Annotated in this window: 15 protein-coding genes; 7 read left to right on the forward strand and 8 right to left on the reverse strand. The window is 56.3% G+C overall.

Annotated elements, in window-relative coordinates; all coding sequences use genetic code 11:
* Positions 1-134: 134 nt before the first annotated feature.
* The 3 genes from dmsD to AC0TN7_RS21810 form a co-directional block, all read right to left on the reverse strand.
* Positions 135-749, reverse strand: coding sequence for a Tat proofreading chaperone DmsD (gene dmsD, locus AC0TN7_RS21800; protein ID WP_473702445.1), 615 nt, complete (start codon positions 747-749; stop codon positions 135-137).
* Between the two features lie 93 nt (positions 750-842).
* Complete coding sequence (gene ynfE / locus AC0TN7_RS21805) at positions 843-3,281, reverse strand: selenate/tellurate reductase subunit YnfE (RefSeq protein WP_473702446.1); 2,439 nt, start codon at positions 3,279-3,281, stop codon at positions 843-845.
* Positions 3,282-3,412: 131 nt separating this feature from the next.
* On the reverse strand, positions 3,413-3,682 hold the full coding sequence (locus tag AC0TN7_RS21810; protein WP_024909100.1) for a DUF1161 domain-containing protein: 270 nt from the start codon (positions 3,680-3,682) through the stop codon (positions 3,413-3,415).
* A gap of 104 nt (positions 3,683-3,786) precedes the next feature.
* Between AC0TN7_RS21810 and AC0TN7_RS21815 the strand changes: the two genes are divergently transcribed.
* Entirely contained in the window at positions 3,787-4,497 is a 711-nt protein-coding gene (locus AC0TN7_RS21815; RefSeq protein WP_473702447.1) for a YnfC family lipoprotein, read from the forward strand.
* A gap of 17 nt (positions 4,498-4,514) precedes the next feature.
* On the opposite strand, the gene speG is transcribed toward AC0TN7_RS21815, so the two are convergent.
* Both speG and AC0TN7_RS21825 read right to left on the reverse strand, forming a co-directional pair.
* Positions 4,515-5,075 carry a spermidine N1-acetyltransferase gene (gene speG / locus AC0TN7_RS21820; protein WP_024909098.1) on the reverse strand — a complete coding sequence of 187 codons (561 nt, stop codon included), beginning with the start codon at positions 5,073-5,075 and terminating at the stop codon, positions 4,515-4,517.
* Positions 5,075-5,413 (reverse strand): DUF1283 family protein, encoded by a 339-nt coding sequence (locus AC0TN7_RS21825; protein WP_023335541.1) that lies wholly within the window; start codon positions 5,411-5,413, stop codon positions 5,075-5,077. The genes speG and AC0TN7_RS21825 overlap by 1 nt, the downstream gene beginning before the upstream one ends.
* A 152-nt stretch (positions 5,414-5,565) precedes the next feature.
* On the opposite strand from AC0TN7_RS21825, the gene AC0TN7_RS21830 reads away from it, so the two are divergent.
* The 5 genes from AC0TN7_RS21830 (at position 5,566) to AC0TN7_RS21850 (ending at position 11,377) form a co-directional block, all read left to right on the forward strand.
* Positions 5,566-5,892 (forward strand): YnfA family protein, encoded by a 327-nt coding sequence (locus tag AC0TN7_RS21830; protein ID WP_024909097.1) that lies wholly within the window; start codon positions 5,566-5,568, stop codon positions 5,890-5,892.
* A 111-nt stretch (positions 5,893-6,003) separates the two neighbouring features.
* Complete coding sequence (manD, locus tag AC0TN7_RS21835) at positions 6,004-7,218, forward strand: D-mannonate dehydratase ManD (RefSeq protein ID WP_023292552.1); 1,215 nt, start codon at positions 6,004-6,006, stop codon at positions 7,216-7,218.
* A gap of 14 nt (positions 7,219-7,232) precedes the next feature.
* Entirely contained in the window at positions 7,233-8,252 is a 1,020-nt protein-coding gene (locus tag AC0TN7_RS21840) for a Zn-dependent oxidoreductase (protein WP_473702448.1), read from the forward strand.
* 73 nt (positions 8,253-8,325) lie between these two features.
* Complete coding sequence (locus tag AC0TN7_RS21845) at positions 8,326-9,693, forward strand: MFS transporter (RefSeq protein WP_024909095.1); 1,368 nt, start codon at positions 8,326-8,328, stop codon at positions 9,691-9,693.
* Between the two features lie 220 nt (positions 9,694-9,913).
* Complete coding sequence (locus AC0TN7_RS21850; protein WP_267214750.1) at positions 9,914-11,377, forward strand: mannitol dehydrogenase family protein; 1,464 nt, start codon at positions 9,914-9,916, stop codon at positions 11,375-11,377.
* Positions 11,378-11,420: 43 nt separating this feature from the next.
* On the opposite strand, the gene ydfZ is transcribed toward AC0TN7_RS21850, so the two are convergent.
* Positions 11,421-11,624, reverse strand: a complete 204-nt coding sequence (gene ydfZ, locus AC0TN7_RS21855; protein ID WP_014883679.1) for a putative selenium delivery protein YdfZ — start codon at positions 11,622-11,624, stop codon at positions 11,421-11,423.
* 287 nt (positions 11,625-11,911) lie between these two features.
* Between ydfZ and AC0TN7_RS21860 the strand changes: the two genes are divergently transcribed.
* On the forward strand, positions 11,912-12,343 hold the full coding sequence (locus tag AC0TN7_RS21860; protein WP_048989540.1) for a universal stress protein: 432 nt from the start codon (positions 11,912-11,914) through the stop codon (positions 12,341-12,343).
* A gap of 34 nt (positions 12,344-12,377) precedes the next feature.
* On the opposite strand, the gene AC0TN7_RS21865 is transcribed toward AC0TN7_RS21860, so the two are convergent.
* Positions 12,378-13,064 (reverse strand): GntR family transcriptional regulator, encoded by a 687-nt coding sequence (locus tag AC0TN7_RS21865; protein ID WP_063145668.1) that lies wholly within the window; start codon positions 13,062-13,064, stop codon positions 12,378-12,380.
* A 91-nt stretch (positions 13,065-13,155) separates the two neighbouring features.
* Complete coding sequence (gene ydfG, locus AC0TN7_RS21870) at positions 13,156-13,902, reverse strand: bifunctional NADP-dependent 3-hydroxy acid dehydrogenase/3-hydroxypropionate dehydrogenase YdfG (protein WP_023292548.1); 747 nt, start codon at positions 13,900-13,902, stop codon at positions 13,156-13,158.
* Between the last annotated feature and the right edge of the window lie 45 nt (positions 13,903-13,947).

Consider the following 13,947-nt stretch of genomic DNA (forward strand, 5'->3'; position numbering starts at 1 on the left):
ACGAAAGTGTTGACCTTACCAGGAAAAGCTATTTTATATTATTAAATTCAATATGCCTCCTGTTTCGAGTTAAATTTTTTAAGCCTCCTCTTTTGACCGTAGCTTGCCCGCCAACCGCGAGCAAGCCACACCCCTTAGCGATACAGCGTCTTTTCCGCAACCGGAATAAGCAGCCCGGATCGCCAGTCCGCGAGCGTCAGCTGCGCAAGCTTACCCAGCGCGATATAAAACGGATGCCCGGCGTTGTCGACAAACACCGTCAGGAAGCGGGTGCTCCACGGCAGCAGGTGCCACGCCAGAAGCTGAGCGCACTCCGCCTCGCGGCCGTTCTCGGCCAGCCATGCCGCCAGCAGCAGTAATGTCCCGAAGTGATCTTCCGGTTCATTCTGCTGCATTTCAAATGCGATATTGTTCTCCCGCATCCACTGGCGCAGCGCGAGGGTCGAGTCGCCAAACAGCACGGATTCGCGCTCCAGCCAGACGGAGCCCCACGGTGGAGCGGGCAGGGCGTAAGGGCCAATAAACAGTCGTTGCCAGGCGTCCGTCAGCGGTTCGTCGGCAGACGCGGCAAAGGTGTCGGCTACGGGTCGCAGCGTTTCCGAAGGCAGGGGCCAGTCCTGAACCCATTCGCCCGCAGTGAGGGCCTGCACCAGCGGCGCGGCCTGCTCGCTGTCTGGTGCGAAATAAAACAGCGCACCCAGCACCCGGGCGCTGAACGCGAACGATTCACGATGTGAGACGTCTTTCATTACATCTTCCTTGTTCGCGCGGAGGGTGTCCGCGCGACGGTGTTAAACGATCATACAAACCATAGAATAAACTACGGTCAAGCCATTCACCCGCTACACCTTCTCGATCTGTACCAGATTGGTGTGCTGCGGGTTGCCTTTCGCCAGTGGTGAAGGGCGGTGCGTGGTCAGGGTGTTGATGCATGAGCCGTAGTCGATACGATCGCCACTCATATTGGCGTCGTGCCAGGCGCCCTGGCCCATGGCGCTCACGCCGGGCATGATGCGCGGCGTCACTTTTGCTTCAATTCTCACCTCGCCGCGACGATTAAAGACGCGCACCGTATCGCCGTTCTTGATGCCGCGCTTTTCGGCATCGACGGGATTAAGCCAGACCTCCTGACGGCAGGCCGCTTTCAGCACGTCGACGTTACCGTAGCTCGAGTGGGTACGGGCCTTAAAGTGGAAGCCAAACAGCTGCAGCGGAAACTGCGCACGCTCGGGCGCGTCCCAGCCGTCGAAGGTTGATGCGTAGACGGGCAGCGGGCTGATGGTTTCATCTTTTTCCAGCTCCCAGGTGGCCGCAATCTCCGCCAGCTTACTGGAGTATATTTCAATCTTGCCCGATGGTGTTTTCAGCGGATTGGCTTCCGGGTTCTCGCGGAATTTTTTATAGGCCACGAAGTGGCCGTTTGGATCTTTACGCTTGTAAATACCCATTTTTTTCAGCTCGTCATAGGACGGCAGTTGAGGGTCTTTTTCGAGCATTTTGGCATACAGGTACTGCAGCCACTGTTCCTGCGTGCGTCCTTCGGTAAATTTCTGATGAATATCCGGTCCGAGGCGTTTCGCCACTTCGCTCATGATCCAGTAGATCGGCTTGCGTTCAAACTTCGGCGCGGTCACGGGCTGGAGGAAAATCAGATAGCCCATATTGCCCGCATAATCGTTCGGAATGATGTCTTCCTGCTCGACGGTCATCAGGTCCGGCAGCACGATATCGGCGTACTTCGCTGACGATGTCATGAAGTTATCGATGACCACAATCATCTCGCACTTGCTTTCATCCTGCAGGATTTCGTGGGTTTTATTGATATCGGAGTGCTGGTTGATGATGGTGTTGCCCGCGTAGTTCCAGATGAACTTAATCGGCACGTCCAGCTTATCTTTCCCCCGCACGCCGTCGCGCAGGGCGGTCATCTCCGGCCCGCGGGCGATGGCGTCCGTCCAGCTGAAGCAGGAGATTTGCGTTTTGACCGGGTTGTCCGGCAGCGGCATACGTTCAATGGTGATGGTGTAGGTTGACTCCCGCGCGCCGCTGTTACCGCCGTTGATCCCCACGTTCCCAGTCAGAATAGGCAGCATGGCGATGGCGCGGGACGTCAGCTCGCCGTTTGCCTGGCGCTGTGGTCCCCAGCCCTGACAGATGTAGGCCGGCTTCGCGGAGCCGATTTCGCGGGCAAGCTTAACGATGCGATCCGCCGGAATGCCGGTGATGCGTGAGGCCCACTCTGGCGTTTTCGCCGTGTGGTCATCGCCCTGGCCGAGAATATAGGCCTTGTAGTGACCGTTAGCGGGCGCGCCTTCCGGCAGCGTTTTTTCGTCATAGCCGACGCAGTATTTATCCAGGAACGGCTGGTCCACCAGGTTTTCGTCGATCAATACCCAGGCAATGCCCGCCACCAGCGCGGCATCGGTACCCGGACGGATCGGGATCCATTCATCTTCGCGTCCGGCTGCGGTATCGGTATAGCGCGGGTCGATGACAATCATGCGCGCGTTGGAGCGCTCGCGTGCCTGCTCCAGATAATAGGTAATCCCGCCGCCGCTCATGCGCGTTTCCGCCGGGTTATTGCCGAACATGACCACCAGTTTGGTGTTTTCGATGTCGGACGTGCTGTTACCGTCGTTGCTGCCGTAGGTATAGGGCATCGCGCAGGCGATTTGCGCCGTGCTGTAGGTGCCGTAGTGGCTCAGAAAACCGCCGTAGCAGTTCATCAGGCGCGCCACCAGCGAAGCGTAAGGGGAGGAGCGGGTGATATTGCCGCCGACAATGCCGGAGGAATAGTTAATGTACACCGCTTCGTTACCGTATTTGGCCACCACGTCTTTCAGGCTGGCGGTGATGGCGTTCAGTGCCTCATCCCATGTTATGCGCTCGAACTTGCCTTCACCGCGTTTGCCCACGCGCTTCATCGGGTAGTTCAGACGGTCAGGGTGATTGATACGACGGCGAATTGAACGTCCGCGCAGGCAGGCTCGCACCTGATGGTTACCGTAAATATCCTCGCCGGTGTTGTCCGTTTCGACCCAGTACACTTCATTGTCACGCACGTGCAGACGCAGCGCACAGCGGCTGCCGCAGTTGACCGAGCAGGCGCCCCACACCACGGTATCTTCAGGCGGCTGGACGGCGTTCTTCACCGCGGCGGCGGCGCTTTTTAAACCAAACGGAAGCGAGATCCCGCCAGCGGCAAGCGCCAGAGAACCTATCGCCGTAGATTTCACGAGAGTTCGACGGCTAATTCCGCCGTGATGTTCAGTATCGGACATGGCTCACCCCATCATTATAATTGCGTATTATTTTCCCCGAAATGATATCCGGGCTAATGATGGGGTGAGTGTTACTGATTTGGGGGGACTAAATATTAATCCTTATCAAATCAAAGGGGATTGAAGCTCAATTACTGAGGTTCAGCTGCCGCACCACTGCCGGTGCGGGTGTATAAAATTTTAAAGGTGTCGTTGGCGCAGTGGCCCACCACCTGCGTGCCCGCCTGATCGGCCTGGTCGTTAGGCACAATGCTCAGCGTAAAGCCTGACTCAGGCACGCCGTTGTTGATAATCTTCTGCTGAATGTCGCTTTTCACGCGCTCGCAGGAATCCGGTGCCGCCAGCGCGGCCGTTGAGGCACTCATTAACAGCAGGGCGGTAATCCAGGGTAACCGTTTCATCTGTAGCTCCTTTTCTCTGTGTAGAGATTAATTTTAGCAGGCTTCGTGTAAACAACTGTATTTGCTAATATGATTGGGAATAATCTCCCTTTACGGTAATAAATGTGAAGAAATACGCAGCGATAACGCTACTGACAGCAACACTGGTGGGGTGCGACAACAGCTCCGCGCCGCTGTCGTTTACGCCCGAGATGGCGAGTTTTTCGAACGAATTTGATTTTGATCCGCTGCGCGGCCCGGTCAAAGACTTTACTCAGACGCTGTTCAACGAGAAGGGCGAAGTGTCCAAACGGGTCACCGGCACCGTCTCGACAGAAGGGTGTTTCGATACGCTGGAGCTGCACGACCTGGAGGCCAACACCGGCGTGGCGCTGGTGCTGGATGCCAATTACTATCTTGACGCAGAAACCCAGCAGCGAAAAGTGAAGCTGCAGGGGAAATGCCAGCTGGCCGAACTGCCGTCAGCCGGGGTGACGTGGGATACCGACGACAACGGTTTTGTGGTGGCGGCGCACGGCAAAGAGATGGAAGTGAAGTATCGCTACGATGCGGATGGTTACCCGCTGGGCAAAACCACCGTCTCCGGGGATCAGCACCTGTCCGTCCAGTCGACGCCGTCTAAAGATGTTCGCAAAAGAATGGATTACTCGGCGGTGAGCATGTTGAATGACAAGCCGCTGGGTAACGTCAAGCAGAGCTGCGATTACGACCGCCACAATAACCCGGTGAGCTGCGATCTGACGATCACCGACGACAGCGTCAAACCCGCCGTTGAGCGCAAGTACACCATCAAGAACACGATTGAATATTACTGAGAGTAAAGCCGCGCAGGTTACTGCGCGGTTGGTTTCAGCAGGCTGGCGCCTGACGGCTTGTGCCCGGCCAGGTGCTGATGCTGGAAGATACACATGCGAATGGTATTGCGGTATTCACCGTTGATAAAGAACTCGTGAATCAGCTCGCCTTCCACCATAAAGCCCAGCTTGCGGTAGATATGGATCGCTTTCTCGTTCTCTTTGTCCACAATCAGGTAAAGCTTGTAGAGATTCAGAACGTTGAATCCGTAATCCATTGCCAGCTTCGCTGCCCGTGAGGCAAGGCCTTTTCCCTGATGTTCAGGGGAGATGATGATCTGGAACTCCGCCCGACGGTGAACGTGGTTGATTTCAACCAGCTCAACAAGACCGGCTTTTTCGCCTTCACACTCCACCACAAACCGACGTTCACTCTGATCGTGAATGTGCTTATCGTAGAGATCGGACAGCTCGACAAACGCCTCGTAAGGCTCTTCGAACCAGTAGCGCATCACGCTGGCATTATTATCGAGCTGGTGGACGAAACGCAGGTCTTCACGCTCCAGCGGACGGAGTTTAACGTCGCAGGATCCAGACATTACGGGGCTACCGTGCGGCCAGTGCGGCGATCCAGGCAGCGCAGGGTGTTAGGCTCCCAGTAGGCATTGACGTTTGCACTTTGCTGACACTTATCGCGCGCGTCAAAAGCGACATCTTCTTTGTCCCACTCTTTTTCAGCACGTTTGTTGACCTTCTGACGAAGGTTACGGGTGTCATTCCATTGTTCTTTGTCCATGGCGGCGTTCTGGCGGCTTTGCGCGCTGTCACCAGACTCAATAATGAGCTTGCTGGTTTCCGCTGTCGCAGAGGCGGCAAAGGCGAACGATGACAGCGCCAGCAGGGCTGTCAGACAAAGGCGTTTGCTTAATGTGGTCATAGCGTTTCCTTTTAAATGGGTGCAGATAATCAAGTTACCCCGTACAGATTCTACACTAAAGCGAAATGACGGCATACCCGCGGAGCAAGTATGGAAAAGTAAAGGGCATCATCAGGTATAATGGTTAAATAGATCCTCACCTGACGTGAAATATGCTTAAAACGACGCTGCTTTTTTTTGCCACCGCGCTATGCGAAATCATCGGCTGCTTCCTGCCCTGGCTCTGGCTGAAGAAGGGAGGAACCGTATTGTTGCTCATTCCGGCAAGCGTCGCGCTGGCCCTGTTTGTCTGGCTGTTAACGCTGCATCCGGCGGCCAGTGGGCGCGTTTACGCGGCTTACGGTGGTGTTTATGTGTGTACTGCGCTGCTGTGGTTACGCGTGGTGGACGGCATCAAGCTCAGCGCATACGACTGGGCCGGGGCGCTGATTGCCCTGTGCGGTATGCTGATTATTGTGGCGGGATGGGGGCGCGCCTGAGTCCCCGGGTTTTGTGATCGTTAGCTGATTTTATGATCATTATACTTGTATGGTAGTAGGGTTGATGGGTAAATTTCCAGCATCACAACGAACGATGTAAGGAAAGGAATTATGAAGATTGTCGCGGCTGACGTGTTTGTTACCTGCCCGGGGCGGAACTTTGTCACCCTTAAAATCACCACCGATGAGGGGATTGTCGGCCTCGGTGACGCTACGCTGAACGGGCGCGAGCTCTCCGTTGCCTCGTACCTGAAGGATCATCTTTGCCCCCAGTTGATTGGCCGCGATGCGCACCGCATCGAAGACATCTGGCAGTTTTTCTATAAGGGCGCCTACTGGCGTCGCGGACCGGTCACCATGTCGGCCATCTCCGCCGTGGACATGGCGCTGTGGGACATCAAAGCCAAGGCGGCCAACATGCCGCTCTACCAGCTGCTGGGCGGCGCCTCCCGGGAAGGGGTGATGGTTTACTGCCACACCACCGGGCACACCATTGACGACGTGCTGGAAGACTACGCCCGTCATAAAGAGATGGGCTTTAAGGCGATCCGCGTGCAGTGCGGCGTGCCGGGCATGAAAACCACCTACGGCATGGCCAAAGGGAAGGGGCTGGCCTACGAGCCTGCGACCAAAGGTGACTGGCCGGAAGAGCAGCTGTGGTCCACCGAAAAATACCTCGATTTCACGCCGAAGCTGTTCGACGCGGTGCGCAGTAAATTCGGCTTTAATGAACATCTCCTGCACGACATGCACCACCGCCTGACGCCAATCGAAGCGGCGCGCTTCGGCAAGAGCATCGAAGCATTCCGCATGTTCTGGATGGAGGATCCAACGCCTGCGGAAAACCAGGCCTGCTTCCGCCTGATCCGCCAGCATACCGTTACGCCCATTGCGGTGGGGGAAGTGTTTAACAGCATCTGGGACTGCAAGCAGCTCATCGAAGAGCAGCTTATCGACTATATTCGCACCACCATTACCCACGCGGGCGGCATTACCGGGATGCGTCGCATCGCCGACTTCGCCTCGCTTTATCAGGTGCGTACCGGCTCGCACGGCCCGTCGGATCTCTCGCCTGTCTGCCACGCCGCCGCGCTGCATTTCGACCTGTGGGTGCCAAACTTTGGCGTCCAGGAGTATATGGGCTATTCCGAACAGATGCTGGAGGTTTTCCCGCACAGCTGGCGCTTTGATAACGGCTATATGCACCCGGGCGACAAGCCGGGGCTGGGCATCGAGTTTGATGAAAAACTGGCGGCGAAATACCCCTACGATCCGGCCTATCTGCCGGTGGCCCGTCTTGAAGACGGCACGCTGTGGAACTGGTAAACGAGGAGCGAACGATGAAAAGCGTAGTGATTCAACAGCCGAACGAACTGGTGATTGAAGAGCGGCCACGCCCGGAGCCAGGCGCAGGTGACGTCCGCGTCAAAATCACGCTGGCGGGGATCTGCGGTTCGGACAGCCACATCTATCGCGGCCATAATCCGTTTGCGAAGTATCCACGCGTCATCGGCCACGAATTTTTTGGCGTGATTGACGCCGTGGGCGAGGGCGTAGACAGTGCCCGCCTGGGCCAGCGCGTCTCGGTTGACCCGGTGATCAGCTGCGGGCATTGCTATCCGTGCTCCGTCGGAAAACCGAACGTCTGCACCTCGCTGGTGGTGCTGGGGGTTCACCGTGACGGCGGCTTCAGCGAATATACGGCAGTGCCCGCTAAAAATGCCTGGCCTATCCCGGATGACATTCCCGACCGACACGCCGTCATGGTTGAGCCCTTTACCATTGCCGCCAACGTAACGGGGCAGGCGAAACCGACGGAACAGGACGTCGCGCTGATTTACGGCGCTGGCCCGATGGGGCTGGTCACCGTGCAGGCGCTGAAAGGCGTCTATAAGGTGAAGCAGGTTATCGTGGTTGACCGCATAGACGAGCGCCTTGAGATGGCCCGGCGCAGCGGCGCGGATTGGGTCTTTAATAATGGCGAGCAGTCGCTGCAGGACGCGCTGGAGGAAAAAGGCATCAAACCGACGTTAATCATTGATGCCGCCTGCCATCCATCTATTTTGCAGGAAGCGATAACCCTGGCCTCGCCAGCGGCGCGCATCGTGCTGATGGGCTTCTCCAGCGAGCCGAGCCAGATTGTTCAGCAGGGCATTACCGGCAAAGAGCTGGCGATCTTCTCCTCGCGCCTCAATGCCAACAAATTCCCGGTCGTCATCGACTGGCTGAAGAGGGGGCTGATCGACCCGGAAAAACTGATCACCCATACTTTTGACTATCACCACGTAACAGACGCCATCGAACTGTTTGAGAAAGATCAGCGGCAGTGCTGCAAAGTCTTGCTCACGTTCGGCCAATAATCATTTACGCGATTAAGGGCCTGCGCAGACAGGCTCTATGTGGTTCGCATCTTACCTTTCAGAGATAGCCATCATGACACAAGCACAACCGCAACGATCCACTGCCGATCTGGTGAAAGCCGCCGTTTCCGGCTGGCTCGGCACCGCTCTGGAGTTTATGGACTTTCAGCTTTACTCGCTGGGGGCTGCCCTGGTCTTCCATGAGATCTTCTTCCCCGAACAGTCTGCCGCGATGGCGCTGATCCTGGCGATGGGGACCTACGGCGCAGGCTATATCGCACGCATTGTCGGCGCCTTTATCTTTGGCAGAATGGGCGACAGCATTGGCCGTAAGAAGGTGCTGTTCATCACCATCACCATGATGGGGATCTGCACCACGCTGATTGGCGTCCTGCCGACCTATGCGCAGATCGGGATTTTTGCCCCGGTTCTGCTGGTGACGCTGCGCATTATTCAGGGCCTGGGCGCCGGGGCTGAAATCTCCGGGGCCGGGACCATGCTGGCGGAGTACGCGCCGAAAGGAAAGCGCGGCATCATCTCCTCGCTGGTGGCGATGGGCACTAACTGCGGGACGCTGAGCGCAACGGCGATCTGGGCCATCATGTTCTTTGCCCTTGACCGTGAAGAGCTGCTCGCCTGGGGCTGGCGCGTGCCGTTCCTCGCCAGCGTCGTGGTGATGATCTTTGCCATCTGGCTGCGGATGAACCTCAAGGAGAGCCCGGTCTTTGAGAAAGTGAACGATGCACAAACCGTGCAGCCGGACACATCGCTCGGTTCAATGGTGAAAAGTAAATCCTTCTGGCTGGCGACCGGCCTGCGTTTCGGCCAGGCGGGCAACTCGGGTCTGATCCAGACGTTCCTCGCGGGGTATCTGGTCCAGACGCTGCTGTTCGATAAGGCCATCCCTACCGATGCGCTGATGATCAGCTCCATTCTCGGGTTTATCTCCATCCCGCTGCTGGGCTGGCTTTCCGATAAAGTAGGGCGCCGTCTGCCGTACATTATTCTCAATATCTCCGCCATTCTGCTCGCCTACCCGATGCTGTCGATCATTGTCGATAAGAGCTATGCGCCGGGGACGATCATGCTCTCTATCATCGTTATCCATAACTTCGCCGTTCTGGGGCTGTTCGCGCTGGAAAATATCACTATGGCGGAGATGTTTGGCTCGCGAAATCGCTTTACCCGTATGGCTATCTCGAAAGAGGCGGGCGGTCTGGTAGCTGTGGGCTTTGGTCCGGTACTGGCGGGGATCTTCTGCAATATGACCGGCTCCTGGTGGCCGATTGTTGCCATGCTGGTGGCCTATTCCGTGATTGGGCTGCTCTCGGCGATCCTGATGCCGGAAGTGCGCGACCGTGATTTGAGCGCGGCGCAAGACGCAGCGGAGTCCTCACCAGAAGAGCGTGTGGGTTACGGCGCGATCTCCTCGCGGCGCTGATGGTTTACATCTTGAGTGACTTATCACACAACTTTATGTTTATGTCACACCACATGAGCAAAAGTTAATATAAATCAAAATCTCAAACGTCAGTATCAGTATGGTTGATGGCAGTTATTTTTTTACCCCAACTGCCATTCTAGTTGGTGTAGTCAGCAGGCGCTGCCGCTTCAGAAGGAGCGGCAGCGAACCACAGCTTTCTAATTAACGAGTCTTAATCATGGAAAATACCTTATTACAGGCCAACGCGACGCTGCCTCAGTATGATCGCGACAGCCTTAAAGCACGCATCGTTCATTTAGGCTTTGGCGCATTTCACCGGGCGCATCAGGCAGTGTATGCCGATATCCTCGCCGCTGAGCACGGCAGCGACTGGGGTTACTGTGAGGTTAACCTGATTGGCGGCGAGCAGCAGATTGCCGATCTGAACGCGCAGGATAATCTCTATACCGTGGCGGAGATGTCTGCCGATGCGTGGACCTCCCGCGTGGTGGGCGTGGTCAAAAAGGCCCTCCATGCGCAGGTAGACGGGCTGGAGACGGTGCTGGCAGCGCTGTGTGAACCGCAGGTGGCGATTGTCTCGCTTACCATCACCGAGAAAGGGTACTGCCACTCACCGGCGACCGGGCAACTGATGCTCGATCATCCGTTTATCGTCGCCGACCTGCAAAACCCACACCAGCCGAAATCTGCGCCGGGTGTAATCGTGGAAGCGCTGGCGCGTCGCAAAGCGGCGGGTCTGCCGGCGTTTAGCGTGATGTCCTGTGACAACATGCCGGAGAACGGCCACGTGATGCGCAATGTCACCTGCGCGTATGCCCGGGCGGTAGACGGTGAGCTGGCGGACTGGATCGAGGCTAACGTCACCTTCCCGTCAACCATGGTGGATCGCATCGTGCCTGCGGTCACCCCCGACACGCTGGATAAAATCGAACGGCTGACCGGCGTGCGCGATCCGGCGGCAGTAGCCTGTGAACCGTTCCGTCAGTGGGTGATCGAAGATAACTTTGTTGCGGGCCGTCCGGAATGGGAAAAAGCTGGCGCCGAGTTGGTGTCGGACGTGATCCCGTTTGAAGAGATGAAGCTGCGCATGCTCAACGGCAGCCACTCGTTCCTGGCGTATCTGGGCTATCTGGCCGGTTACCAGCATATCAACGACTGTATGGAAGATGAGAACTACCGCCTCGCCGCGCACGCGCTGATGCTTGACGAGCAGGCGCCTACGCTGAAGGTCAAAGGCGTTGATTTAGGTCGTTATGCCGATCTCCTGATTGCCCGCTACAGCAACCCGGCTCTGCGCCATCGGACATGGCAAATTGCGATGGACGGCAGCCAGAAGCTCCCGCAGCGTATGCTGGACTCCGTGCGCTGGCATCTGGTGCATCAGAAACCTTTCCCACTTCTGGCGCTGGGCGTGGCAGGGTGGATGCGCTATGTCGGCGGCGTGGACGAGCAGGGTAACGCTATTGACGTGAGCGATCCGCAGCTGGCGGTTATTCAGGCGGCGGTGAAGGGCAGTGCGGAGGGGGAAAGCCGGGTCAAGGCGCTGCTCGGTATCGAGGCCATCTTCGGCAAAGAGTTACCGCGGGAAGCAGGCTTTGTTGATGCGGTGATGAAGGCATATCAGACGCTGCTGCAACAGGGCGCGAAAGCGACCGTGGCCCAGTACGTCTCTCAACGGTAATTCAGCACATGCCGCCGTTCGCGGCGGCATGTCTGCGCACAGCTTAGTGCATCCCCAGGCGAATCAGCTCAATCGGCTCGAACTTACCTTCGCATCCTTCCACTTCAACCGTTTTGCTGCGGCGCACCTGCGCGGCATCCAGCCCGTCGCTGTGGATCGCTTTAATCACGCCAGTTTTGCCCGTGCCGCTAATCATGACGCGGCTGCCGGTGGTGATTGCATTGCGGTTACGGTCGTATGTCATCATGGTATTTTCTCCTCTCTAACCTATTCGTTACGGCGCTATTTCAGGGTTGCCGTTCACGGAGCATATAAATACGCCTGTCTGCATCACATGTTTTTGTTTTTGATCAAACTCACACTTTTTTCTTTATTGTGTTGGGCACTGACGGTTCACGACAGGAATTTACAAAGCAGACCGTTATTTTCATTAATTGATAGTTTCGACAGGGAAGCGTTGAGGGTTGGTTTATATTCCCGGTGCCATTCTGGGTACAGGAAATAACCCTTTCATCGGAATAAGGAGTCAGGCTTATGTATAAGAAGATTTTGATGCCTGTTGATGTGTTTGAAATGGATTTGAGCGACAAAGCGGTTCGCCACGCGGCAAACCTTGCGAAGGCAGAGGGCGCCTCGATTACCCTGGTCAATATTCTGCCAGCCAGCAGTCGGTCCCTGCTGCGCGGATTTAACGCCGATATTAAAAAGTTTGAAGAATATATGACTGAAGAATCCGGGAAGAAAATGAACGCGTTAAAAAGACTGTTCGATATCTCGCCGGAGAAAATTGACACCCTGGTTCGCTTTGGCAACGTCCGCGATGAAATTATCAGGCTGAGCAAGGAGGGGGAATATGACGTGATTGTCATTGGGTCGAAAAATCCGGGCATCACCACCCATCTGCTGGGATCAAATGCGGAATCTATCCTGCGCTACGCCACAATTCCGGTGTTAGTCGTTCGCTAAACCCATCGCCGCGTCCGAAAGGGGCGGCGTAATATTACTCTTCGCTAAACCACTCGCTATTTTCCTGACGAATCAGCTGCACGGATTCGCTGATTTCCTGCAGATGCAGCGTCATCGCTTTTTCCACGCCGTCCGCATCGCGTTTTTCCAGCGCGCTGAAAATATCATGATGCTGTCGGAGCAACATTTCCGGCGGGGAGACGTGATCGAGGCTCATGTAGCGCACGCGGTCGATGGTGGCCTTGATGTTCTCGATGGTGTCCCATGCAAGCTGACAATCGGCAATCTGCGCCAGTTTCTGGTGAAATTCATCATCAAGCTGGAAGAAGTCATTCAGCTGCTTACGGTCAATCGCAATCCGCTGCTGATGCAGGTTCTGCTCCAGCAGGTAACACTGGTTGTCGTTGATGAGCGTTGCGGCACGCCGCGCCACCGCGCATTCAATGGCCTGGCGAACGAAACAGCCGTTGCGCACCTGAGAGAGTGAAATTTTGTTCACGTAGCTGCCGCGCTGCGGGCGGATCTGAATCAGACCGTTTTCCGCAAGCTTAATAAACGCTTCACGCACCGGCTGCCGGGAAACGTCAAACCGCACGGAGACCTCTTTTTCTGAAAGCGGCGTTCCCGGTGGGATCAGACAATGGACAATATCACGTCGCAAAATGCGATAGATTTGCTGGTTTACGGGCTGGGTGGGATTGAGTTGCGATTCAGCGGCCATGAGTTGTCATTTCTCAGAGAGTTAGCCCGAACATACTACCATTCTTTTATAATCCGAAACAGACCCGGCCCGGAGGCCGGGAAGGGCAGCGTTAGCCACGATGGACGCTAAGTCCGGCAAAACTCTGGCTGACCGGCATCATTTCTACGGTATTGATGTTGACGTGTTTTGGCAGCGTCGCCACCCACCAGACCGTTTCGGTGACATCTTCCGGCGTCAGGGCGTTCGCGTTTTCATAGGTTTTGTCCGCTTTCGCGTCATCGCCTTTGAAACGCACGTTGGAAAACTCGGTGCCACCCACCAGGCCCGGCTCGATGTCGGTGACGCGAATGGCGGTGCCGTGCAGATCGGTACGCAAGTTAAGGCTGAACTGGCGCACAAACGCTTTCGTCGCGCCATAGACGTTGCCGCCCGCGTAAGGCCAGCTCCCGGCGGTGGAACCGATATTGATAATGTGACCGCGGTTGCGCTCGACCATGCCCGGCAGCACCGCGCGGGTCATATAGACCAGCCCTTTGTTGTTGGTGTCGATCATGTTTTCCCAGTCTTCCACGCTGGCTTTGTGGGCAGGCTCCATGCCCAGCGCCAGACCGGCATTGTTGACCAGCACGTCGATGGCGCGCCATTCTGCTGGCAGATTAGCGATCATCTCTTCGATCGCCGCGCGGTTACGCACGTCCAGCTGCGCGGTCAGGATGCTGTCGCCTAGTTCGTCTTTGAGCTCCTGTAAACGCTCCTGACGGCGGCCGGTCGCGATAACCTTGTGCCCGTTGGCGACGAAGCGACGCGTGATGCTTTCACCAAAACCTGCCGTTGCCCCGGTAACTAAAATAATCATCTCACTGTTCCTCAACGCTTTTTGTGTTGTACTAACATAGCACGG

It is taken from the genome of Enterobacter sp. PL_is511, assembly GCF_055816065.1.

Excerpts from the sequence above, each read along its gene's own strand:
- manD (WP_023292552.1), top strand. The coding sequence starts at position 6,004 with ATGAAGATTGTCGCGGCTGACGTGTTTGTTACCTGCCCGGGGCGGAAC.
- dmsD (WP_473702445.1), bottom strand. The coding sequence starts at position 749 with ATGAAAGACGTCTCACATCGTGAATCGTTCGCGTTCAGCGCCCGGGTG.
- ydfZ (WP_014883679.1), bottom strand. The coding sequence starts at position 11,624 with ATGATGACATACGACCGTAACCGCAATGCAATCACCACCGGCAGCCGC.
- AC0TN7_RS21860 (WP_048989540.1), top strand. The coding sequence starts at position 11,912 with ATGTATAAGAAGATTTTGATGCCTGTTGATGTGTTTGAAATGGATTTG.
- speG (WP_024909098.1), bottom strand. The coding sequence starts at position 5,075 with ATGTCTGGATCCTGCGACGTTAAACTCCGTCCGCTGGAGCGTGAAGAC.
- AC0TN7_RS21850 (WP_267214750.1), top strand. The coding sequence starts at position 9,914 with ATGGAAAATACCTTATTACAGGCCAACGCGACGCTGCCTCAGTATGAT.
- AC0TN7_RS21830 (WP_024909097.1), top strand. The coding sequence starts at position 5,566 with ATGCTTAAAACGACGCTGCTTTTTTTTGCCACCGCGCTATGCGAAATC.
- AC0TN7_RS21865 (WP_063145668.1), bottom strand. The coding sequence starts at position 13,064 with ATGGCCGCTGAATCGCAACTCAATCCCACCCAGCCCGTAAACCAGCAA.
- AC0TN7_RS21810 (WP_024909100.1), bottom strand. The coding sequence starts at position 3,682 with ATGAAACGGTTACCCTGGATTACCGCCCTGCTGTTAATGAGTGCCTCA.
- AC0TN7_RS21845 (WP_024909095.1), top strand. The coding sequence starts at position 8,326 with ATGACACAAGCACAACCGCAACGATCCACTGCCGATCTGGTGAAAGCC.
- AC0TN7_RS21825 (WP_023335541.1), bottom strand. The coding sequence starts at position 5,413 with ATGACCACATTAAGCAAACGCCTTTGTCTGACAGCCCTGCTGGCGCTG.
- AC0TN7_RS21840 (WP_473702448.1), top strand. The coding sequence starts at position 7,233 with ATGAAAAGCGTAGTGATTCAACAGCCGAACGAACTGGTGATTGAAGAG.
- ydfG (WP_023292548.1), bottom strand. The coding sequence starts at position 13,902 with ATGATTATTTTAGTTACCGGGGCAACGGCAGGTTTTGGTGAAAGCATC.
- ynfE (WP_473702446.1), bottom strand. The coding sequence starts at position 3,281 with ATGTCCGATACTGAACATCACGGCGGAATTAGCCGTCGAACTCTCGTG.